The organism is Blastococcus sp. TF02A-30 (assembly GCF_003319185.1).
Classification (GTDB): domain Bacteria; phylum Actinomycetota; class Actinomycetes; order Mycobacteriales; family Geodermatophilaceae; genus Blastococcus.
Map to the genome: position 1 here is coordinate 187,950 of NZ_QOHJ01000007.1, position 22,359 is coordinate 210,308.

Sequence of the window (22,359 nt, forward strand, 5' to 3'; positions counted from 1 at the left end):
AGGGCTACCCCACGCCGAGGTCGCGGGCGATGAGCATCCGCTGCACCTCGCTGGTGCCCTCGCCGATCTCCAGGATCTTGGCGTCCCGGTAGAAGCGGCCGACCGGGAACTCGTTCATGAAGCCGTAGCCACCGTGCACCTGGGTGGCGTAGCGCGCGTTCTCCATCGCCATCTCCGAGCTGTACAGCTTGGCGATCGAGGCCTCGCGCTTGAACGGCTCGCCGCGCAGCATCTTCTCCGCCGCCCGGTAGTAGGCCAGCCGCGCGGTCGAGGCGCGCACCTCCATGTCGGCGATCATGAACTGGATCGCCTGGTTCCTCCCGATCGGCTGCCCGAACGCCTCGCGCTCGCGGGCGTACTTCACCGACTCGTCCACGCACCCCTGCGCCAGGCCGACCGAGAGCGCCGAGATCGCCACCCGGCCCTCGTCGAGGATCGAGAGGAACTGCGCGTAGCCGCGGCCCCGCTCCCCCACCAGGTTCTCCTCGGGCACCCGGACGTCGGTGAACGACAGCTCGCGGGTGTCCGAGGCGTTCCAGCCGACCTTCGAGTAGCGCTGGCCGACGACGAAGCCCTCCGTCCCGGACGGCACGAGGATCGCCGAGATCTCCTTGCCGCCGTCGGGGCGGGTGCCGGTGACCGCGGTGACGGTGACCAGGCCGGTGAGGTCGGTGCCCGCGTTGGTGATGAAGGCCTTGGAGCCGTTGATCACCCAGTGCCCGTCCTCGAGCCGCGCGGTGGTGCGCGTGGCGCCGGCATCCGAGCCGCCGCCGGGCTCGGTCAGGCCGAAGGCGCCGAGGACCTCCCCGGAGCACAGCCGGGGCAGCCACTCCTGCTTCTGCTCCTCGGAGCCGAAGCGGTAGATCGGCATCGCACCCAGCGACACCCCGGCCTCGAGGGTGATCGCGATCGAGCTGTCCACCCGGGCCAGCTCCTCGAGCGCGACGCACAGGTGGAAGTAGTCGCCGCCGGAGCCGCCGTACTCCTCGGGGAACGGCAGGCCGAACAGCCCGAGCTGGGCCATCTGGCGGACGATCCCGGTGGGGAACTCGTCGCGCTCGTAGAACTCGCCGATCTGCGGGGCGATCACGTCGTGCGCGAACTCCGCGACGGTCTTGCGCAGCGCGTCGGTCTCGGCGTCGAGCCGGTAGTCCAGCATCACGTCTCCTGTTGCTCCGCGTCGGGGGACGCCGGGGTCACCAGCGCCACCCGCTCGTCCAGCGCGACCGTCCGGCCCGCCGTCACCGGGAGCTCGGCCACCACCCCGTCGACCGGGGCGGTGAGCACGTGCTCCATCTTCATCGCCTCGACGACGAGCAGCGGGGTTCCCGCCGTCACCTCGTCGCCGACGGCGACCCGCACCACCGTGACCGTCCCCGGCATGGGGGCGGTCACCACGCCGTCGGCGGCCGTCGAGCCCGCCGACGACGCCAGCCGTTCCTGCTCGCGGAACACCGCGACGTGCCCGTCCGCGGCGAGCCACACCGCGCCGTCGGCGTGCACCAGCGCGTAGGAGCTGGTCAGGCCGTCGAGGGTGACGGTGAGCCGGTCGCCGGCGCGCACCGCGCGGGCCGGCACCGGCTCGCCCTCGCCCACGGCCACCTCGGCCGCGGCCGCCCGGCCGCGCACCCGCACGGCCACCGGCTCGCCGCCGGCCGCCTGCAGCCGGTGCACCGTCCAGGCCGGCTCGCCCAGCCGCCAGCCGTCGGGCAGCTCCCACGGGTCGACCAGCGGCCCGGCCGGCTCCCGCTCGGCCAGCAGCGCCAGCGCGGCGGCGGCGTGCACGTGCGGCGGCGGGGGCTCGGGCAGGGTGAGGTCCGCGCCGCGGCGCTCGATCAGCCCGGTGTCCAGCTTCCCGGCGACGACGTCGGGGTCGCTCAGCAGCGCGCGGAGGAACGCCGCGTTCGTGCTCACGCCGAGGACGGCGGTCCGCCCGAGCGCGGCGACCAGCCGGGCGCGGGCGGTCTCCCGGTCCGGCGCCCAGGCGACGACCTTCGCCAGCATCGGGTCGTAGTCGGTGCCGACGACGGTGCCCACGGCCAGCGAGCTGTCCACCCGGACGCCGGGCCCGTCGGCCTCCACCAGCCCGAGCACGGTGCCGGCCTGCGGGAGGAAGCCGCGCGCGGGGTCCTCGGCGTAGAGCCGCGCCTCGATGGCGTGCCCGTCGAGCGAGACGTCGCTCTGGTCGATCGGCAGCCGCTCCCCCGCCGCCACCCGCACCTGCAGCTCCACCAGGTCCAGCCCGGTGATCGCCTCGGTGACCGGGTGCTCGACCTGCAGCCGGGTGTTCATCTCCAGGAAGAAGAAGTCGCGCGGCCGGTCGGCGTCGACGATGAACTCGACGGTGCCGGCGCCGGTGTACCCGACGACCTTGGCGGCCTCCACCGCGGCGCGGCCCATCGACGCGCGCATCGCCGTGTCCAGCAGCGGCGAGGGCGCCTCCTCGATCACCTTCTGGTGCCGGCGCTGCAGCGAGCACTCGCGCTCGCCGAGGTGGATGACGGTCCCGTGGGCGTCGCCGAGGACCTGCACCTCGATGTGCCGGGAGTTGCCGACGTACCGCTCGACCAGCAGCGTGTCGTCGCCGAAGGAGCCCCTCGCCTCGCGGCGGGCGCCGGCGATGGCGTCGGGCAGCTCGTCCTTGGTGCGCACCACCCGCATGCCCTTGCCGCCGCCGCCCGCGCTGGGCTTGAGCAGCACCGGGAAGCCGACGGCGACGGCGGCGTCGATGACCTGGTCGTCGGTCATGCCGGGTTCTGTCCGCCCGGGGACGACGGGGACGCCGGCGGCCATCACGGTCTGCTTGGCCCGGATCTTGTCGGCCATGGCCTCGATCGCGGCGACCGGCGGGCCGATGAAGACCACGCCCGCGGCCTCGCAGGCGCGGGCGAACTCGACGTTCTCCGAGAGGAACCCGTAGCCGGGGTGGATCGCCTGCGCGCCGGTGCGGGCCGCGGCGTCGAGCACCCGCTCGATCGACAGGTAGCTCTGCGCCGCGGGGGCGGGGCCGATCGGCACGGCGACGTCGGCCAGGCGGGTGTGCAGCGCCCCGGCGTCGGCGTCGCTGTGCACGGCCACCGAGCGGATGCCCATGGCGCGCAGCGTGCGGATCACCCGGACGGCGATCTCGCCCCGGTTGGCGACGAGGACGGTGTCGAACACCTACGCCACCGCCCCTGCGGAGCTTTCGGTACCGAAAGCCGAAGTCCGAACTCCAGCTTTCGGTACCGAAAGCTGGACGTCACATGCGGAAGACGCCATAGCCGACCTCCTCGAGGGGCGCGTTGGCGCAGGCGGACAGGGCCAGACCGAGCACCCGGCGGGTGTCGGCGGGAGCGATGACGCCGTCGTCCCACAAGCGGGCGGTCGCGTAGTACGGGTGGCCCTGCGACTCGTACTGCTCGCGGATCGGCGCCTTGAACGCCTCCTCCTCCTCGGCCGGCCACTCCTCGCCGCGGGCCTCCAGACCGTCGCGGCGGACGGTGGCCAGCACTGAGGCCGCCTGCTCCCCGCCCATCACCGAGATCCGCGAGTTGGGCCAGGTGAAGAGGAACCGGGGCGAGTAGGCCCGGCCGCACATCGAGTAGTTGCCCGCCCCGAAGGAGCCGCCGATGACCACGGTCAGCTTCGGCACCCGGGCGCAGGCCACCGCGGTCACCATCTTCGCGCCGTGCTTGGCGATGCCGCCGGCCTCGTAGTCGCGGCCGACCATGAACCCGGAGATGTTCTGCAGGAAGAGCAGCGGGATCTTCCGGCGGTCGCAGAGCTCGATGAAGTGCGCGCCCTTGAGAGCGGACTCGGCGAACAGCACGCCGTTGTTGGCCACGATCCCGACCGGGTGGCCGTGCAGCCGGGCGAAGCCGGTGACCAGCGTGTGCCCGTACAGCGGCTTGAACTCGGCGAACCGGGAGCCGTCGACCAGCCGGGCGATGACGTCGCGGACGTCGTAGGGGGTGCGCGGGTCCGGCGGCACGACCTCGACCACGGACGCCGGGTCGTGGGCGGGCTCCTCGACCGGCTCGACGTCCCACGGCCGCGGCTCGCGCGGGCCCAGCGTGGAGACGATCTGGCGGACGATCTGCAGCGCGTGCGCGTCGTCGTCGGCCAGGTGGTCGGTGACCCCGCTGGTGCGGCTGTGCAGCTCGCCGCCGCCGAGCTCCTCGGCGGTCACCACCTCGCCGGTCGCCGCCTTCACCAGCGGTGGGCCGCCCAGGAAGATCGTGCCCTGCTCGCGGACGATGACGCACTCGTCGCTCATGGCCGGCACGTAGGCCCCACCGGCGGTGCAGGACCCGAGGACGGCGGCGATCTGCGGGATGCCCGCCTTCGACATCGTCGCCTGGTTGAAGAAGATCCGGCCGAAGTGCTCCCGGTCGGGGAAGACGTCGTCCTGCATGGGCAGGAAGGCACCGCCGGAGTCGACCAGGTAGATGCAGGGCAGCCGGTTGTGCAGGGCCACCTCCTGCGCGCGCAGGTGCTTCTTCACCGTCATCGGGTAGTAGGTGCCGCCCTTGACGGTGGCGTCGTTGGCGACCACCACGCACTCGCGCCCGCTGACCCGGCCGATGCCGGTGATGATCCCGGCGGCCGGGGCCTCGCCGTCGTAGAGGCCGTGCGCGGCCAGCGGTGAGAGCTCGAGGAACGGGCTGCCCGGATCCAGGAGGGCGTCCACCCGCTCGCGGGGCAGCAGCTTGCCGCGGGCGACGTGCCGCTCGCGGGCGCGCTCGCCTCCACCCAGCGCGGCGGAGCGCAGCTGCTCGGCCAGGTCGGCGGCCAGCGCGGCGTGCGCCGCGGCGTTGCGCGCGGCGGCGTCGGGGTCGGCCGAGGCGGCTCGGGGGAGCACCGGTGCGTCCACGGGCAGAGGTTAACCACGGTTCACTCCTGCGGTCCATCTCCCACCCCGGACCGTCAACGACCGTTAACATCCCGCCCATGACCACCACCGGCGCGGAGCAGGACACCGCCCTGCACGCGGACGCCGGGCGCCCGTCGCGGCGGGAGCAGATCCTGCAGGCGGCGGCGCGGCTGTTCGCCGAGCGCGGCGCGCGGGCGGTGGGCGTCGACGACGTCGGCGCGGCCGTCGGCGTCACCGGCCCGGCGATCTACCGGCACTTCGCGAGCAAGGACGCGATGCTCGCCGAGATCCTGGTGCGGATCAGCGAGCGGCTGCTGGCCGGCGGCAGCGAACGGGTGGCCGCCGCCGGCGCGGACCCGGCCGACCAGCTGCGCGCGCTGATCGCCTTCCAGGTCGACTTCGCCCTGGACAACCCCGCCCTGATCGTCGTGCACGACCGCGACCTCGGCTCGCTGCCGGAGGCCGACGCCGCCCAGGTGCGCCGGCTGCAGCGCCGCTACGTCGAGGTGTGGGTGGCCGTGCTCGCCCGGCTGCACCCGACCGCGGAGGCCGCGGCCTGCCGGGCGCGCGCGCACGCGGTCTTCGGCCTGATCAACTCCACCCCGCACAGCGCCGGTCGGGTCGACCGCGCGGCGATGGCCGGGCTGCTGGCCGACATGGCCTGGTCGGCCGCGACCAGCTGAGGGATCAGTCGAGGGACGGCGTCGCCAGCTGCAGGCCGTTGCTCGCGATCAGGTCGATCTCCGCGGACGACCCACCGGCGGCCGGGTCGACCCACGCGCTCTCCACGACGGTCACCGTCGGCCCGGACACCGCGCTGGCGTACTCGGCGTTGGCCAGCTTCGCCGGCGCCCCCTCGTAGGTGACCCCCTCGCGCAGCAGGTCACTGACGTTGCCGCTGCCGTTGGTGTCGGTGAGCGCGCGCAGCTCGCGGGCGGTGGCGGTGTCGGCCATGCGCACCCGCACGACGGAGACGACGACGGCGCGCCCGTCCACCTCGGTCGAGTACAGGGCCCGGGCCAGGCCGGTGCAGTCCTGCGCCCCGAAGAACGCCTGCGTGTCGCCGTAGGCGTGGCCGATGCAGGTGTCGTCGATCGTCGCCGCCTCGACGGTGTACGGGACGCCGTCGATCTCCTGGACGCTGCCGACCGCCGGGCCCGAGTCGGAGCCGGCGGTCGGGACCGCCTCGCCGCTGCCGCCGCCGTCCGCGTCGTCCCCGCCGCGCGTCGCGGCGTAGGCACCGACGCCGAGCCCGACGACCAGGACGAGGACCGCGAGGAGCACGAGCAGACGCCGGGAGCGGCGCGGCGGCTGCTCCTCGTCGGCAGGAACGCCCGGCGGGTTCCAGAAGGTCGGCGGCGGCGCGGGCTGCGCCGCCTGGGCCGCCTGCTGGTGGGCCAGGCTCAGCGGCGGGACCGGCGGCCCGGCCGGGGGCTGCGGCGTGGCCAGGGTCTGCGCCGGGAGGACGGCGGTGCGCGGCGGCTGCGCAGCGACCGGGGTCTCCGGCGCCGCGTTCGCGAACAGGCCCCCGATGCCGGCGTCCGCGGTGTCCGTCGACCCCGCCTGCTCCGGCCCGTCGATGGCCACCGTGTCGCGCGCGGGCGGTGTCGTCGCCGTGGGGGCGGGTGCCTGCCGGCTCCCCGCGGGCACCGGGCTGGTGCCGGTGCTCCCCTGCTGCGGCACCTCGACGGCACCCGCGGCGTGCGCCGCCGCCACCGAGGCGGCGACCGCCTGGGCGATCGACTCCGGCGTCGGACCGGCCGGCGGGCCCGGCGGAGCGGCGGGCGGCGGAGCGGCCTCGACCGGCGCGGGGCTCCCGGGGCCGGCGTTCATCGTGGCCGGGGTGAGCAGCTGCGGGCGGCGCAGCACGTACGGCGAGTACGGGAACCCCTCGCCGTTGAGCTCCTCGACCGAAGGGCCACGACCCTGGAGGCCGAGCGCCTCGAGGGCGGCGCGCACGTCGGCCGTCGTCCAGAGGCGGGGGTTGTCCACGCCGGCGTAGCGGCTGGCGCGGGCGATGCCGAGCAGCAGCGACCGGGTGTCCAGCAGGGCGACCTGGTCGCCCTCGCCGAGGTCGCCGTCGGTCGGCAGCAGGCCGCTGATGTCGCCGACCAGCACGGTCAGCCGGGCGATCCGGCCCGGCTCCAGCCCGGCACGCCGCAGGCGGACGGCGGTCTCCATGCCGGCGCGCATCAGCCCGTCCAGCGGGGTGGACCCGCCACCGGAGAGCTGGAGGACGGCGCCGCCGGTGCCGGGCGGGCCGATCGTCCACGGCCCCTCGGGCGAGGCGGTCACCACGCCGGTCTGCCGCTCCACCTCGGCGACGCGGACGACGGCGATGCCCTCGGGGACGATCAGGATCGCGTCGGAGAGCCGGCGCTGCAGCGGGCCGTCGGCGAACGGGATCGACGCGACGACCGCACCCCGGACCGCGTTGCCGGTGTCCCAGCGGACGAGCTCGGAGAAGAACGCCCGTTCCCCGTCCGTCTGCGGGGGCAGCGGGTTGAGGGGCAGCACGTCGTCCTCCGCACGGTCGGCGTCGCCGGACCCCCGCGGTACCGGCAGGCGCCGGCCGTCCGGCACCCCCTCCGACGCTACGTCATGTAACGGGTCGGTCTCAGCGACCGCGCCGAACCGGGCGCGAGATCACCGGCGCCTGCCGACCCGGGCGGCGGCCGTTGCGTACTGTCGGTCGCCGTGGCAGAGAGCGCAGGGCACCTGGTCTGGATCGACTGCGAGATGACCGGGCTGGACATCGTCAAGGACAAGCTCATCGAGGTCGCCGTCGTCGTGACCGACTCCGAGCTGAACGTGCTGGACCCGGGTCTGGACCTGATCATCGCGGCGGACGACGCCGACCTCGACGGCATGAACGAGGTCGTCGTGGAGATGCACCGCAAGTCCGGGCTCACCGACGCCGTCCGCGCCTCGACGCTCACCGTCGCCGAGGCCGAGCAGCAGCTGCTCGCCTACATCAAGCGCTTCGTGCCCGAGCGGCGCACGGCCCCGCTGTGCGGGAACTCGATCGGCACCGACCGCGGCTTCCTCGCCCGGGACATGCCGGAGCTCGACGACCACCTCCACTACCGGATGGTCGACGTCTCCTCGATCAAGGAGCTGGCCCGCCGCTGGTTCCCGCGCGTGTACTTCGCCCAGCCGGCCAAGGGCCTGGCGCACCGCGCGCTGGCCGACATCCTCGAGTCGATCCGGGAGCTGGCCTACTACCGGCGCACCCTGTTCGTCCCCGCCCCCGGCCCGAGCAGCGACCAGGCCAAGGGCGCGGCCGAGGAGGTCGTGGGCTCGTTCGCCGCGCTCCTCGAGGCGGGCGACCCCGGCGCGCAGCCGGCCGTCGGCGGGGCGTGACGCACCCCGCTCCCCCGGGCTGACCGGAGCGCTCACCCGCTCCGGTATCGTTGCTCCGGTTCCCCTTCCGGTGCGCGCACCGGCGGGCGGGCATGGTGGGTGTAGCTCAGCTGGTAGAGCACCAGGTTGTGATCCTGGGTGTCGCGGGTTCGAGCCCCGTCACTCACCCCAGCGGTGAAGGCCCTGGTCAGTTCGCTGACCAGGGCCTTCGTCTGTTCCGGCGCCGCCGCTGGCGCCCCCGGAACGCCGCTGCCCCCTCGCCTGGGGGGCAGATCGGGGGGCAGTGACGGGGCGACTGCGCACCGCAGACAGCTCCCGACGGTGCGGCTGGTCCTAACCGACCAACCCCACGGAGCCACCCCCCATGTCCCTCAAGCCCCCCAGCCTCTGGATCGAGAAGCGCGGCCACCAGCACCGCGTGTACTGGCGCAACAGCCTCCCCGGCCTGCCGGCCCGGTCCTACCTGCCCTTCTACGGCCGCGCCGAGGCCGAGAAGTTCGTCGGCATGGCCGCCCTGCTCGGCCTCGACAGCTCGCGCCAGGTGCTCGACACCGACGACCCGCAGGCCGCCGCCGCGCTGCTGCAGGCAGCGCTCGCCACGCGAGGCCTCGCGCCCGCCGACCCGGCGCCGGCCCCTGCGCGGCTGGCACCAGCCGGACCGCCGCCGCTGTCCGCAGCGCCGTCCGACCCCCGGCTCACCGGTGTGCCGTTCCGCACGCTGTGGCAGACCTTCCTCGACCGCCAGCACCACGTGGAGGAGGGCACCCTCGAGGACTACACCAGCTACGGCACCTACCACCTGCTCCCCTTCTTCGGCGACACCGACATCGGCCTCATCCTCCGGACCAAGCCGCTGCGCGCCGCCGACGTCCCGGCCGGCGCCGTGTACATCGAGGACGGCTGGCTGAAGGAGATGCTGAAGAAGGAGCGACGCAACAACGTCGGCCGCCCGATCGCCGGCACCATCCTCAGCCACAAGTTCATCAACAACGTCCTCGACGTCCTCGGCCAGTGCTTCGACGTGGCGCTCGCCGAGCGGCCGCCGCTGCTGAGCGACAACCCCGCGCGCGGCATCCGGCTGCCCAAGCACGACCGCCGCGACATGCACTTCCTCAACGACGCCGCCGCCTACGCCGCGCTCCGCGCCGCCATGCACGGCCACTTCCAGGTCCTGCTCGACTTCCTCGTCGGAACCGGCGCCCGCTACGGCGAGGCCGCCGGCCTGCTGGTGCGCCACCTGCACCTGGACGCGGAGCGCCCCTACGTCGACATCCGGCTGGCGCTGAAGTGGCGCGGCAAGAAGTGGAAGCTCGGCCGGCCGAAGACCCGGTCGTCGATCCGCCGCATCCTGCTGCCCTCCCGCCTGGTCGAGGTGCTGCGCCCGCTGGTCGCCGGCAAGGGCACCGACGACCACGTGTTCACGATGGTCGAGGGCGGTCCGCTGCACCACGGCAACTTCTCCAACCGGTACTGGAAGAAGGCGGTCAAGGCAGCCGCCGGCGCACAGGTGCCCAAGGGGACCCGCGTACACGACCTGCGGCACACGCACGCCGCCTGGCTCCTGTCAGCAGGAGTCGCCCCGCTGGTGGTCGCCGCCCGGCTCGGTCACAGCTCGGTCACCACCACGCAGAACGTCTACGGCCACATCACCACCGAGGCCGACGACCGCGCCATCGACATCGTCGACGGCCGGTTGCCCGAGGTCCTCGCCCGCGACGACGAGGGCGCAACCCTGGTGGAGCTCACCGCGGCGGAGAAGCGGCTGCCGGTGTTCCAAGACATCGACGACGAGGACGACGTCGCCGCGTGACGCCGGATCCGGCCGACTCCTGTGCCGCTCAGGTTTCACTCGTGACATCTCGCGAGCTGTCGCCTGCCCCGTCGGGGTGATGTCCACCGCGGGCACTCAAGTCTGGTTGGGACATCAGCCGAACAACTCCATGTCAGCGCACCAGATGTCAGTCGACGGGTGACTGTGCTGACCACAGGCTGCGGCGGGGTGGCATTTCCACCCGGCCGCCGCACCCGCAAGGGTGCCGGCCCCGGGCCTCGTCCCCGCGACGAGCCCGGGGCCTCCATGCGTCGTCGACCCAGAAGGCAGTCGTGCCCGCCGACCGCGCTCAGGCGGGCTGCGCAGAGTCGGACCCGGGCATGGTCACGGTTCGATCGTGCTCCGCGAACCCGACCCCTTGAGCCAGCCTCTGGAACTGTCGGTGCCGAGCCCGGCGGTCGGCGCCGGCGGCGGCGGCGGCGGCGGCGGCGGCGGTCGAGCACCGCAGCACCTGAGCCCACCTGGGCCGGCCGCGACAGTCCAGACGCGCTCAGCCGGCCGTCCGGTCCGGCTGGTAGGTGTAGGCGGCGTCGCGCACGGCCTCGTCGGTCTCCAGGCCGGCGCCCAGCGCCCCGCCGACGGTGGCCAGGGAGCTGGTCAGCCAGGCCAGCTCCACGTAGTCCGACAGACCCACCGCATGCGCCAGCCCGTCGGCGAACAACGCCGACGGCACCAGCAGCAGGGCACCGGCCAGGGCCAGTACGAACAGCGCCGCGTACAGCGCCAGCACGCCGAGGACGACCGTGGCGGTGGTCGCCAGGTTGAACAGCGCCACCTGCTTGCGCACGCGTCGCTCCGGGGCCCCCTCCCACAGCTGCGCGCCGACGATCAGGGTGACCGCGATGGCCACCACCGACCCGAGTGCCACCGCGGTCAACCGCGCCCAGCCGAACGCGTCGGCCAGCCGCCAGATGTCGGAGGTGACCAACGCGAACACGCCCGCGGCGATGGCCGCGGTGAGCGCCCGGGACAGGCCGGCGGCCAGCCGCCAGGGCCGGTTCGCGCGGACCATGCCCAGCAGCAGCCGTGCGTTGCCCGACAGCACCCGGGCGGTGAAACGGATGCCCTCGGCCGACTCGGCCGGCTCGGAAGCGAGCTCCCGCAGGCGCCGCCGGAGACCGACCGGATCGGAGCCCGCGCGGGGGCCGAGCAGCGCCCGGATGAGGTCGAGCGTGGTCTTCAGTGCCCGTCGGCGCAGCCCGACCGCGCCGAGCGCCGGCAGCGACAGCACTGCCACCCCGTGCACCGGGCTGGCGTGCGCCACGACCGGGCGACGGTTCGCCGCCAGTGGCAGGTAGGTCAGGCAGACCGCCAGGTCCCAGCCCTCGGCCAGCAGCCGGGTGCGGGCGGCGGCGACGATCTCGGCGTCGTCGGCCGGTGGCTGCACCAGGCCGTCCTCGCTGCACCGGACGTCCCACCGGATCTCGGCGTGCTCGGCGGACAGCTGCCGGCTCAGCTCTCCGGTCAGCCAGCCGGCGAGCTCGGTCGCGGCTCCGGGTGCGGCCACCAGGCCGACGACGACGTCGGGCAGCGCACCGTCAGCCGGTGCCTCGTCCTCGTCGCCGGGCGGCTGGTCGCCTGGGTGGGGAACCGTCACCGGCGCCTCAGCCGCGGCCGGTGCGGCCGCGGTCGGCACCGGGCAGGTCGGCCCGCCCGTCGCCGTCCGTGCCGCCGCCGCCGTTCGGCGACGGCGGCACGCCGCCGGCGTCTGCGCCGGCGCTGGAGTCCTGCGCGGCCTCGTGCGCGGCGGTCAGCTCCTGGCCGGTGGCCGATCCGGCCGGCGGGGCGGCGTCGGTCTCGGCGCCGCTGGAGGCGGCCAGGTGCAGCCTGCCGTCGCGGACGGTGATGCTCACGGTGTCGCCGGGGTTGAGTTGTCCAGACAGCAGCATCTCGGCGAGCTCGTCATCGAGTTCGCGCTGGATGGTGCGGCGCAGCGGACGGGCGCCGAACTCGGGCTGGAAGCCGCGGTCGGCCAGCCAGTCCAGCGCCTCCTCGGTGATCTCCAGGGTGACCTGCTGGGCGTGCAGCCGGCGGCGGGTCTGCTCGAGCAGCAGGCCGGTGATCTCCCGCAGCTGCTCGCGGCCCAGGCCGCGGAAGATGATGATCTCGTCGATGCGGTTGAGGAACTCCGGCCGGAACGACTGGCCGAGGATCTGCATCAACGGCTCACGCAGCCCTTCGAGGTCGTGGCCGGCGGCGGTGGCGGTGAGGATCCGGTCGGCGCCGATGTTGCTGGTCATGATCACGACCGTGTTGGAGAAGTCGACCGTGCGGCCCTGCGAGTCGGTCAGCCGGCCGGCGTCGAGCAGCTGCAGCAGGGTGTTGAAGACGTCGGTGTGCGCCTTCTCGATCTCATCGAGCAGCAGCACGGTGTACGGGGTGCGCCGCACGGCCTCGGTGAGCTGGCCGGCCTCCTCGTAGCCGACGTATCCGGGCGGGGCACCGACGAGCCGGGAGACGGTGTGCCGCTCTTGAAACTCGCTCATGTCGAAGCGCACCATGCGGTTCTCGTCGCCGAACAGCGCCGTGGCGAGTGCCCGGGCCAGCTCGGTCTTGCCGACGCCGGTCGGCCCGAGGAACAAGAAGGAGCCGACCGGCCGGTTCGGGTCCTTCATCCCGGCACGGGCGCGGCGGACGGCACGGGCGACGGCGCTGACGGCTTCCTCCTGCCCGACGACCCGGCCGTGCAGCGTCTCCTCCAGCCGCAGCAGCCGGGCACGTTCCTCCTCCGTCAGCTGCGCCACCGGGATGCCGGTGACCCGGGAGACGACCTCGGCGACGTCTTCCGGCGTGACCTCCACGACCGGCGTCCGGCCGCTGCGGGCCTCCTCCAGCTCAGCGCGGGCCGCGGTCAGCTCCTCGCGCAGCTGCGCGGCGCGCGTGTAGTCCTCCTCGGCGACGGCGCTGTCCTTCTCCCGTTCCAGCGACTGGACGCGTTCCTCGGCCGCGCGGGTGTCGGGCGGAGCCGTACGGGACCGCAGCCGGACGCGAGCAGAGGCCTGGTCGACCAGATCGATGGCCTTGTCGGGCAGGAACCGGTTGGTGATGTACCGGTCGGAGAGCTCCGCGGCCGCGACCAGAGCCTCGTCGGTGATCCGGACCTGGTGGTGGGCCTCGTAGCGGTCCTTGAGGCCGCGGAGGATCTCCACCGCGTCCTCGACGGAGGGCTCCGGAACCAGGATCGGCTGGAACCGCCGCTCCAGGGCGGCGTCCTTCTCGATGTGCCGGCGGTACTCGTCGATGGTGGTGGCGCCGACCACCTGCAGCTCGCCGCGCGCCAGGGCGGGCTTGAGCATGTTGCCGGCGTCCATCGACCCCTCCGCGGCGCCGGCGCCGACAAGGGTGTGCAGCTCGTCGAGGAAAAGGATGACGTTGCGGTCGGCCGCGCCGACCTCGTCGATGACGTTCTTCAGTCGCTCCTCGAACTCGCCGCGGTACTTGCTCCCGGCCACCATGCCGGCCAGGTCGAGGACGACGACGCGCTTGCCGGCCAGGGTGTCGGGCACGTCGCCGTTGACGATCCGCTGGGCGATGCCCTCGACGATCGCGGTCTTGCCCACGCCGGGCTCACCGATGAGCACGGGATTGTTCTTCGTCCGGCGGGAGAGGACCTCCAGGGTCTGCTCAACCTCGTTCTCCCGGCCCACGACCGGGTCCAGCCGGCCTTCCCGGGCCATCTCGGTTAGGTCGCGGCCGTACTCGTCCAGCGTCGGGGTTGCCGACTGGCCCTGCCCGCCCTGCCGCCGCTGCCCCTGGCCGTGCTGCCCGCGCCCACGGCGCCCGCCTCCGCCGGCCGCCGGCTCGTCGGCGTCCTCGAGCTCCACCGCGCCGGCCAGGGCCTGCCCGGCCGGAGTCTCCGGGTTGTTCGCGATCCCGAGCAGGATGTGCTCCGGGCCGATGTAGGAGGCCCCGGCCTGCCGCGACTGGGTATGGGCGTCGAGCAGCGCACGCTTGGCCGCAGGGGTGAGGTCGAGGGTGCCCTCGTGCTGCTGGTCGTGGTCGACCAGCGATTCCATCTGCTTCGCCAGTGCCTCGACGTCCACACCGGCGCCGGTGAGCATGCCGCGTGTGGGCTCGAGCTGGGTCGCGGCCCACAGAAGGTGCGTGACGTCGATGTCGGCGCTGCCCCGCTCGGCGGCCTGTCGGGCGGCGGTGTTGAGCAGCTCCCGGGCCTGGTCGGACAGCAACCGGGAGATGTTCACGCGCTGCACGGCCCTCGGCCGCCCGCCGCCGCCGAAGGGGTCGCCGCCGAAGAAGCGCTCGATGAGGTCGTCGAAGGAGCCGCCGCCGAAGCCGCGGGCGAAGGGGTCGAAGGTCACTGTGCCACTCCTGTACCGCTCGTGAATCCGTGGTGTCGGTCCTGCGGCGTCCTGCCGTCCCGGGCACCGCGATGTCGGGTCGTGCCGGGGAGGAGGCCGCGCACCCCGGGCACCGGGCTCAGCTGCCTTGCTGCCCGTCCCCGCCGGAGCTCTGTCCCTGCTCCTCGCCGCTGACGGGCAGCTGCTGCTGGCCGCCGCCGTGCTGAACCTCGATGCGGCGGGGCTGCGCCTGCTCCGACACCGGGACGGTCAGGTAGAGCACGCCGTCGTTGTAGGTGGCCTGCACCTTGCCGGTGTCCAGCCCGTCGCCGAGCTGAAGCTGCCGGGTGAACCGGCCCTGCGGTCGCTCGGCCAGCAGCACGTTGGCGCCCTGCTGGTACTCGGCGCCGCGCTCGGCCCGGATTGTGAGCATGTTCCGCTCGGTGGTGATCTCCACGCTGCCCGGGTCGACTCCGGGCAGGTCGAGTGCCACGTGGTATCCGTCCTCGGCCTGCCACACGTCCATCGGCATGCCCATCGGCGTTCGTGTGCCGCTCATCAGCTGACTGGTCAGCCGATCCAGGCTCCGGAACGGATCCCCGAACGGGTCGAAACGCATCACACTCACCGCAACTCCCAAGGCAGTCGTCGATCACTCGAGCAGTCGCGCACCGTCGCGCTCGACTGGAGGGCCGCGGCTTGGCCCGTTCTCCCGGTCGCCTCCGTTTCAGATCCGCAGGACCATGACGTTCGCGCTGCGCAGGCGCCATCCGGCGACGAGCAGGAGCACGCCGGCGAGCAGGGGCGTAGACACCCAGCACCGTGGCCAGGGCCAGCGCGCCCACGTCCGGCCGTGCGAAGATCACGACTCCGGCGGCGATGGAAACGATGCCCAGCACGGCCAGCAGCCATTCACCGGTGATTTCCCGCCGCAGCCGCACTGCCGCGACCACTTCGAGCACCCCTGTGACCACCGCCCAGGCGCCGGCCAACAAGGTCAACCCCCGCGCAGTGACGCCCGGCCACAGTGCGGCGATCACCCCGGCAACCACACTGAGAGCGCCGGCCACCAGGTACAGCCACCGCCTGCGCGAGTCACCGTCGCGGTCCAGGCCGCTGGCGAACATCCCGACGCCATCGACAACCGCGTAGGCAGCGAACAGCAGCGCCAACGCCAGCACCGTCGCACCCGGCCACACCAGTGCCAGCACACCGAACAGCACCGCCAGCACCCCGCGCAGCAGCAGCACCTGGGACAGGCGGCGCGCGACGTTCACACCGCCCCGATTCCCCGTCATCTGATCGTTATGCACGAAATGCTGCCGGTTCTCCACCGTCCCGCAACAGCGCCCCGCTACGGCCGCGCACTGCCCCGGCGCAGCGGTCCGGCCCGGCGCCGGGCGGGCTGCGGTGACCGTCGTTGCACCCCGTGGTCTCGCGGCCCAACGCGTCCAACCCCCATCGTGTCGCGCACGTCGGAGTGGGGGCGGCCTGTCCACGGGAGACGCAGTTCCGTTTCCGCCCACCGGACACGTGCAGGCCAAGCGCGAAAGCGTCGGCTGGTTGTCGAACTTAGGGGGCAGATTGGGGGGCAACCGGACGCTCAGGATCGATCAGGAACGCTCAGGGACGATCGGGGATGTCGGAGAAGCCCGGTACCTTGCGGATTCACCGGGCCAACAGGCCCGGGACCGGCCTCACTCGCGGGTTCGAGCCCCGTCACTCACCCCACGAGGAGAGGCCCCGGTCAGGCGACTGACCGGGGCCTCTCCGCATCTCGCCGTTCTCGGCCCGATCACCGCGCCCGACGGGCGCGCAGGGCCAGACCGACCACGGTCACGGGCAGGGCCACTGCCGCGACGCCGCCGGCGAACGCACCGATCTGGACGGCGCCCGAACGATCAGCTGCCAGCTCGCCCGCGCCGATCGCTGCCGCCGCCACGGCGGCGCCGAGCAGCCCCAGCCCGGTGATCGCCCGCCGCACCCCCGCCTCCTCGGCTCCGCTCTCCTGGGGCCGCAGGACCACCAGGGCGCCCGCCGCCGCCAGTCCGGTCGCGACCGCCATCAGGAGGACCGCCGGCCACATCACGTCGCGATCTCCATGGCGACCTCTGCTCCTCGGCTCGTCGGTGCGCCGTCCGGCCCTGGTGGCGGTCCGGGGGCCCCTTCCCCGGTGCCGCCCCCACCGCTCTGCCGTGGACGAGTCGTCACGGGATCGTCACGGCAGCCGCACCGGTGTGGAGATCTCGTGACGACCGGCGGGACACTCCGGGGCCGGGGTTCCGTCCTCGGCGACCGCGTCGCACGGTCGTCCCATGCACGCGATCTGGGTCCAGACCCCGCACAACCTGCACTGCCCGCGGTGCGACCGGCGCCTGGTGCAGCAGGCCGGCGTCCACTTCCACAGTCGCCTGCAGTCGCACGTGTACGTGGGTGAGGTCGGCACGCTCGCCTGCCCGAACGGGCACCGGCTGCCGGAGCGGAACGAGCTCTACACGCACCGGGAGCGCCGCGGGTACGCCCCCGTGGCCCCCGTGTCGCAGGTTCCGCCGCCGCACCGATGACCCTCACCGGGCACGGCCCGCGGTCGCCCGCCCCCGACCGGGACGGGCACCCAGCGGCTCGGGTGCTCACCATGCGCGTCTCCTCGATGTCGGGGGAAGGTCGGCGGCCGATGGGCCGCTGCCACGCTGACGTGAGGACATTGCGATCACCATGACCGGGACCCGGCGATCCGATGACGGTTCGCCGGTCCCCGACCACCCGCTCCGCCGCCGGCCCCGGTCCGGGGTCGCGCAGCTCCGCGCCGCCACACCGGCGTCGCTGCAGAAGCCCGTGCGGCTGCGCGAGAGGCACACCAGACCCACGAGGCGGTTCGCGCCGTCGACGACGGCGAGACGGCGCACTCCGGCGTCCCGCAACCGGCGAACACCGCTGGGACGTCCCCGGCCGACGCGTCGGCCGGCAGCACCTCCGGCCTCGTGATCATCACGTCGGCCGCGGTGACGGCGGTCAGCGTGCTCGTCATTCCTCGGTCGGGTCCTCGGCGGGGTCCTCGAAGTCGAACGGCTGGTCCGGGGACTGCCCCTCGGCAGCGACCATCGCCTCGACCGTGACCTCCCCCGCCTCCTCGAAGACGAACGTCACCGGGATCGACTCGGAGGAACGCAGCTCGGTCTGCAGGTCCTCCAGCACGATCGACGGCGCGCCCTCGGCCCCGACGTAGACGTTGTCGTCCTCGGGGACGCGGATGACCCCCGGCTCGCCGTCGACCGTGAGCGTGGCGTCCAGGAAGTCGGGGCCCCGGACGTCGACCAGGTCGTCCTCCGGCTCGCCCGTGTTCGCGATGCCGAGGTACAGCGGCGCGTCCTCGCCGGCCTCGTAGACGCCGTCCTCCGGGTACGCCAGCTGCACCTGCAGGAGCTTCAGGTCCTCGTTCACGGCCTCGTCGGGTCCCACCGCGCCGCTGTCGTCGACGTCGGGGGTCTCGTCCCCGCAGGCCGCCACGGCGAGGGCGGCCGCGATCACCGCGACTCGTCGTGGGATCGGGGTCCGGTGCTGTGCAGACATGCGTCGTCCTTCCTTCACGGGTGGCGGGCCGGAGTGCATCTCCACCGTGCGCGGCCTCGCGCCCGGCACGCCCGCGTCGACGCGGCGGTGACGCAGCAGCGAGCCGGGGCACCCGTGCGAAGCGGCTGCGGGGACCTGTCCCACCACGTCGGCCTTCCACTCGGACGGTTCCTGGGAGCACGTACGGGGTTCCCGGCGCCCGCTCCGGATAACGGCCCCGCGGCCTTCTGTCACGGAACTGACATGCAGCACAGCGGCCGTCCTCCGCCTCTGGACGGGCCCGCGGAGGCGCCGTGCCGATGCGGGCGGACCCCGGGCACGGTCACGACGACGGCCAGGACCAGCCCGCTCCGTGGGGGACGGCGGAGCCCGTCGGGCTCCCGCGACGCCGGCGTGCCACCGACGGTCTGGACGTACCGGGCGATCAGCCGACGCACCGGGCGGACGCCCAGCGGATCCGGCGCCGCTGACGGATCGCCGGCGGCGTCGAGCAGCAGCAGGTTGTCGTCCAGGGCGGCGATCGCCACCGGCACGGACTCGTCGGGTGCCCGGCTGCGGAAGCAGTGCAGGACCGGGTACGCGAGGTGCTGCTGCGCGACGGTGGCCAGCGGCCCGCTGAGCCCGATCAGCTGCTGGGCGAGGGCGGGGCCGAACGCGTCGCCGGTCCAGGCACCGGCCACCATGGCCCCGCCGGTCGGACCGAGCGCCCGGATCTGGGTAGCGAGGGCGCACCCGACGTGTGATCGGTCCGGCGCCCTCCCCCAGGGTCGACGTCGTCGCCAGGACGTCGACGAGCACCGCGACGACCAGCACCGCCCGTGGACGCGACGACGCCGAGCACCCTCACTCCCCCAGCGCCGTCACCGCGCTCAGCAGCGCGGCGTAGAACCCGAGCCCGGTGAGGAACCAGCCGTAGCTCGACCGGCCGGTGGACGGCAGCTCCTCCTTGAACACGTTGAGCAGGATGGATCCACCGAGCAGCGCGGTGAGGAGAGCGACGACCACCGTGCTCGTGGGTGCGAACAGGGCGTCCAGCCCCCACCCGAGCAGGAGGGCAGCGGCGAGGAGGGCCCGCCCGCTGCGTGGGAACCGGCGGGGGTAGTGCTCCTCGAGCGATCGGTCGGTGAGCACGAAGTGCAGGCCCATCGCGAGGGCGAACAGCACGGCGAAGGCGACGCCGGTCCGGAGCCGCAGGGCCATCGTGTAGGTGATCAGGGCGTTGTAGACCATGAACGACCCGAGGTGCAGCCAGTAGACGCCGGCCGGCTCCCGTGCTCCCTGCCCCGTGGCTGCCCGCGTCCGGGCCAGCCGCTCCAGCCCGTAGAAGGCGGCGAACCCGGCGAGCGCGACGAGGAAGATCCCGAGGTCCAGCAGCGGTGTCGGCTCGAGCACGTCGCTGAGGGCCTCACCGATCGCCTCGTTGCCCTCGGCGAGCTCCGGCAGCAGGTGCAGGAAGACGTACGCCACCGCCAGGCCGCCCGCGAAGGAACCGGTCACCCGCTCGGGGACCAGCGGCAGCCGGCGGATGCGTGACGCCGCCACGTGCAGGGCGGCCAGCAGGAGGCTGATCACCAGCGCCCCCACCACCGACCCCGCCGTCGTGAGATCCCCGTCCACCCATGCCCTCCCGCCGCCGGTTGCCGACGACGTGGCGTTCCCTGACCGTGCCGCGGTAGTCGGTGCGTCGATGACAGATCCGTGACGATCCCCGCGCTCGGCCTTCCTCCCGCGCGCAGGAGACGCACAGTTCGGACGTGGACCGTTCAGGCCGTGCGGACGCGGGCACACTGCCCGACGTGCCGCAGTCCGTACTGGTCATCGAGGACGATGCCCGCATCCGCCGCGTGGTCGAGATGACCCTGCAGCGGGAGGGGTTCGAGGTGTGCGAGGCGGCCTCCGGCGAGGAGGGGCTGGCGCGCCTTGGCGGACGGCCGTTCGACGTGGTGCTCCTGGACCTCCGCCTGCCCGGGATCGACGGCTTCCAGGTGTGCCGCGAGATCCGGAAGACCAGCACGACCCCGGTGATCATCCTGACCGCCCGGTCGGACAGCGACGACGTCGTCGCCGGGCTGGAGGCCGGGGCCGACGACTACGTCACCAAGCCGTTCGTGCCCAAGGAGATCGTCGCGCGGGTCCGCGCCACCGCCCGGCGCACCCGCGGTGGCGGCGAGCCACCGACGATCGTCGTCAACGGCATCGAGGTGTCCCCGCTCGCCGGGACCGTCACCCGCGACGGAGCTCCGATCGAGCTGACGAAGACGGAGCTGCGCCTCTTCGTCGAGCTGGTCGCCGACCGCGGCCGCGTCCTGAGCCGCGAGGACCTGCTCCAGCGCGTGTGGGGCTACGACTACTTCGGGGACTCCCGCCTCGTCGACGTCCACATCCGACGACTGCGGAAGAAGGTCGAGGCCGATCCGGCCCGACCGGAGGTCGTCACCACGGTGCGGGGCCTGGGGTACCGGGTGCCGGCATGAGAGCCGCCCGCTGGCCGGGCACCCTGCGCGGCCGCGCCACCCTGGCCTTCACCGCCGTGGCGGTGGCACTGAGCATCGTGCTCGCCGTCGGGGTGTGGCTGGGGGTGTCGCGGTACCTGCTCGTCGGCCGGGAGCGGGCCACGCTGGCGCAGACGACGGCCAACGCGGCGCAGGTGCAACGGGCATCCGGGGCTGCTGGCCTCTCCACCGAGCAGCTGCTGTCGCAGCTCCCGCGGGAGACCGGGTCCACGTCCCTGCTGGCCGACGGCGACCGCTGGATCACCACGTCGCTGACCGTGGGCCGCGCCGACATCCCGGCGGAACTCCGCCAGGCCGTCCTCGAGGGCACCCCCGCCCGCCAGCGGTTCGACGTGGACGGGCAGACCGTCCTCGGGATCGGGCTGCCGCTCGCGTCCGGCGGCGGCTACTTCGAGGTGTTCCCCCTCGACGAGCTGGACCACACCTACCGGGTGCTCGCCGGCGTCCTGGCCGGCGCCACCCTGGCCGTGGTCCCCGCCTCCCTGCTCGTCGGCAGCTGGGCCACCCGACCCACGCTCCGCCCGCTGGACCGCGTGGCCGGGGCGGCCGCGGCGATCGCGGCCGGCGATCTGAGCGCGCGCATCGATCCGCAGGGCGATCCGTCCCTGGTCCCGATCGCCCGGTCGTTCAACGCCACCGTGGCCGCCCTGGAGGAGCGGGTCCGCAGCGATGCCCGGTTCGCCGCCGACGTCAGCCACGAGCTCCGCAGCCCGCTCACCACGATCCTCGGGTCGCTGGCCCTGCTGGAGGCGTACGCAGACCACCTGCCCGCGGACGGGCGCGAAGGGCTCGAGCTGCTCCGCGCCGAGGTCTCCCGCTTCGAGCGGCTGGTGGCCGACCTGCTCGAGATCTCCCGCGCGGATGCCGGCGCGGAGGACGCCGTGCTCGAGGACGTCCGCCTGGCCGACCTGGTGACCGAGTCGCTGTCCCGGCGGCAGACCACCGGCGGGCCGGACGTCCCCCTCGTGGTCTCACCCGACGGGCGCGCGGTCGTGGTCCGCGCCGACAAGCGACGCCTGGAGCGGGTCGTCAGCAACCTGGTGGAGAACGCCGAGAAGCACGCCGGCGGCGCCACGGCGGTCCGGGTCGAGGCCGGCCCCGCCGAGGCCCGCGTGCTGGTCGACGACGCAGGCCCCGGCGTCCCCGAGGAGGAGCGGTCCCGCGTGTTCGAGCGATTCGCCCGCGGGCACGACACCAACCGGGCCCGGTCCGACGGCGCGGGGCTCGGGCTGTCGCTCGTCGCCCGGCACGTGCGGGCCATGGGCGGCAGCGTCGCGCTGTCCGAGAGCCCCGAGGGCGGCGCACGGCTGACCGTCACCCTGCCCCGCCAGGAGGTGCCGTGCGACGACTGATCCTCTGCTGCCTCGCCGCCGGCACGGCGCTCGCCGCGTGCGGCGTGCCGACGCAGGGCAGGCCCGAGGCGCTGGCCGTCGACACGCCGGCGCCAGCGCCCCTCGAAGAGCCGACGGTCGACGACGGCGTCGTCGAGCTGTGGTTCGTCCGCGGCCGTCAGCTGGAGGCGGTGTCCCGGCCGGTCGGCCCGGCCGACGTGCACGCCGCCCTCGACCTCCTCGTCGCCGGCCTGACCCCGGCCGAGGCCGCCGCCGGGCTCCGCACGGCACTGGCACCGCAGACGCTGCGGCACAGCGGACCGGCGGCCGACGACGCCGTGGTCACCGTCGCGGTCACCCGTGAGTTCACCGGCCTGGTCGGGGGCAACCAGCAGCTCGCCGTCGCCCAGATCGTCTGGACGGTGACCGAGTTCCCCGGGGTGGACGGTGTCCGGTTCAGCGTCGAGGGCCGCCCCCTGGAGGTGCCCACCGACGACGGGCTCACCGACGAGCCGGTCGACCGGGACGACCACCGATCGGTGGCTCCCCGGTGAGGGCGGGCTGCCACCGGTCCGCGTCAGCTCGCCGGTGCAGAGCG

At 73.8% G+C, this 22,359-nt stretch carries 18 protein-coding genes, 1 tRNA gene and 1 pseudogene; 8 read left to right on the forward strand and 12 right to left on the reverse strand.

All coding sequences use genetic code 11. The features are described from left to right. Positions 1-4: 4 nt before the first annotated feature. The 3 genes from DQ241_RS16975 to DQ241_RS16985 all read right to left on the reverse strand — a co-directional run bounded on the left by DQ241_RS16975 (position 5) and on the right by DQ241_RS16985 (position 4,855). The gene (locus DQ241_RS16975; RefSeq protein ID WP_113831380.1) at positions 5-1,159 is read right to left on the reverse strand and encodes an acyl-CoA dehydrogenase family protein; all 1,155 of its coding nucleotides are present in this window, start codon (positions 1,157-1,159) and stop codon (positions 5-7) included. Next, positions 1,159-3,162, reverse strand: a complete 2,004-nt coding sequence (locus DQ241_RS16980; RefSeq protein WP_113831381.1) for an acetyl/propionyl/methylcrotonyl-CoA carboxylase subunit alpha — start codon at positions 3,160-3,162, stop codon at positions 1,159-1,161. Before DQ241_RS16980 ends, DQ241_RS16975 begins: the two co-directional genes overlap by 1 nt. Before the next feature lie 79 nt (positions 3,163-3,241). Continuing rightward, positions 3,242-4,855 (reverse strand): carboxyl transferase domain-containing protein, encoded by a 1,614-nt coding sequence (locus tag DQ241_RS16985; protein ID WP_113831382.1) that lies wholly within the window; start codon positions 4,853-4,855, stop codon positions 3,242-3,244. 77 nt (positions 4,856-4,932) lie between these two features. Here DQ241_RS16985 and DQ241_RS16990 point away from each other — a divergent pair, with 77 nt between their 5' ends. Continuing rightward, entirely contained in the window at positions 4,933-5,538 is a 606-nt protein-coding gene (locus tag DQ241_RS16990; protein WP_113831383.1) for a TetR/AcrR family transcriptional regulator, read from the forward strand. 4 nt (positions 5,539-5,542) lie between these two features. Here the strand turns inward: DQ241_RS16990 and DQ241_RS16995 are convergent, their stop codons facing one another. After that, positions 5,543-7,438 carry a hypothetical protein gene (locus DQ241_RS16995; protein ID WP_233492514.1) on the reverse strand — a complete coding sequence of 632 codons (1,896 nt, stop codon included), beginning with the start codon at positions 7,436-7,438 and terminating at the stop codon, positions 5,543-5,545. 114 nt (positions 7,439-7,552) lie between these two features. On the opposite strand from DQ241_RS16995, the gene orn reads away from it, so the two are divergent. The 3 genes from orn (at position 7,553) to DQ241_RS17010 (ending at position 10,028) form a co-directional block, all read left to right on the forward strand. Then, positions 7,553-8,218 carry an oligoribonuclease gene (orn, locus tag DQ241_RS17000; protein ID WP_113831384.1) on the forward strand — a complete coding sequence of 222 codons (666 nt, stop codon included), beginning with the start codon at positions 7,553-7,555 and terminating at the stop codon, positions 8,216-8,218. A gap of 95 nt (positions 8,219-8,313) precedes the next feature. Further along, a tRNA-His gene (locus DQ241_RS17005) sits at positions 8,314-8,389 on the forward strand. A 193-nt stretch (positions 8,390-8,582) separates the two neighbouring features. After that, positions 8,583-10,028, forward strand: a complete 1,446-nt coding sequence (locus DQ241_RS17010; protein WP_113831385.1) for a site-specific integrase — start codon at positions 8,583-8,585, stop codon at positions 10,026-10,028. A gap of 511 nt (positions 10,029-10,539) precedes the next feature. Here the strand turns inward: DQ241_RS17010 and DQ241_RS17015 are convergent. The 5 genes and pseudogenes from DQ241_RS17015 to DQ241_RS17035 all read right to left on the reverse strand — a co-directional run bounded on the left by DQ241_RS17015 (position 10,540) and on the right by DQ241_RS17035 (position 16,436). After that, the gene (locus DQ241_RS17015; RefSeq protein ID WP_233492515.1) at positions 10,540-11,646 is read right to left on the reverse strand and encodes a hypothetical protein; all 1,107 of its coding nucleotides are present in this window, start codon (positions 11,644-11,646) and stop codon (positions 10,540-10,542) included. A 7-nt stretch (positions 11,647-11,653) separates the two neighbouring features. Next, positions 11,654-14,368 (reverse strand): ATP-dependent Clp protease ATP-binding subunit, encoded by a 2,715-nt coding sequence (locus tag DQ241_RS17020; protein WP_113831386.1) that lies wholly within the window; start codon positions 14,366-14,368, stop codon positions 11,654-11,656. A 118-nt stretch (positions 14,369-14,486) separates the two neighbouring features. Continuing rightward, positions 14,487-14,906: an Hsp20/alpha crystallin family protein gene (locus DQ241_RS17025; RefSeq protein ID WP_233492516.1), complete on the reverse strand. Its 420-nt coding sequence runs from the start codon at positions 14,904-14,906 to the stop codon at positions 14,487-14,489. 289 nt (positions 14,907-15,195) lie between these two features. Next, positions 15,196-15,645 (reverse strand): annotated as a pseudogene (locus tag DQ241_RS21475) (HdeD family acid-resistance protein); the annotation flags it as partial. 497 nt (positions 15,646-16,142) lie between these two features. Beyond that, a complete protein-coding gene (locus DQ241_RS17035; protein WP_147252392.1) occupies positions 16,143-16,436 on the reverse strand; it encodes a hypothetical protein in 294 nt (97 codons plus the stop codon). 226 nt (positions 16,437-16,662) lie between these two features. Between DQ241_RS17035 and DQ241_RS17040 the strand changes: the two genes are divergently transcribed. After that, positions 16,663-16,911: a hypothetical protein gene (locus DQ241_RS17040; RefSeq protein ID WP_113831389.1), complete on the forward strand. Its 249-nt coding sequence runs from the start codon at positions 16,663-16,665 to the stop codon at positions 16,909-16,911. A 460-nt stretch (positions 16,912-17,371) separates the two neighbouring features. On the opposite strand, the gene DQ241_RS17045 is transcribed toward DQ241_RS17040, so the two are convergent. The 3 genes from DQ241_RS17045 to DQ241_RS17055 form a co-directional block, all read right to left on the reverse strand. Further along, positions 17,372-17,917 (reverse strand): copper chaperone PCu(A)C, encoded by a 546-nt coding sequence (locus tag DQ241_RS17045; protein WP_147252393.1) that lies wholly within the window; start codon positions 17,915-17,917, stop codon positions 17,372-17,374. A 230-nt stretch (positions 17,918-18,147) separates the two neighbouring features. After that, positions 18,148-18,600, reverse strand: a complete 453-nt coding sequence (locus DQ241_RS17050; RefSeq protein WP_113831391.1) for a hypothetical protein — start codon at positions 18,598-18,600, stop codon at positions 18,148-18,150. A gap of 160 nt (positions 18,601-18,760) precedes the next feature. Continuing rightward, positions 18,761-19,534 (reverse strand): hypothetical protein, encoded by a 774-nt coding sequence (locus DQ241_RS17055; protein WP_113831392.1) that lies wholly within the window; start codon positions 19,532-19,534, stop codon positions 18,761-18,763. 179 nt (positions 19,535-19,713) lie between these two features. On the opposite strand from DQ241_RS17055, the gene DQ241_RS17060 reads away from it, so the two are divergent. The 3 genes from DQ241_RS17060 to DQ241_RS17070 are packed head-to-tail and all read left to right on the forward strand — an operon-like array spanning position 19,714 to position 22,315. Next, positions 19,714-20,391 (forward strand): response regulator transcription factor, encoded by a 678-nt coding sequence (locus DQ241_RS17060; RefSeq protein WP_113831393.1) that lies wholly within the window; start codon positions 19,714-19,716, stop codon positions 20,389-20,391. Beyond that, entirely contained in the window at positions 20,388-21,782 is a 1,395-nt protein-coding gene (locus DQ241_RS17065; protein WP_113831394.1) for a HAMP domain-containing sensor histidine kinase, read from the forward strand. Before DQ241_RS17060 ends, DQ241_RS17065 begins: the two co-directional genes overlap by 4 nt. Then, positions 21,770-22,315, forward strand: coding sequence for a GerMN domain-containing protein (locus tag DQ241_RS17070; RefSeq protein ID WP_113831395.1), 546 nt, complete (start codon positions 21,770-21,772; stop codon positions 22,313-22,315). Before DQ241_RS17065 ends, DQ241_RS17070 begins: the two co-directional genes overlap by 13 nt. Positions 22,316-22,359 lie beyond the last annotated feature (44 nt).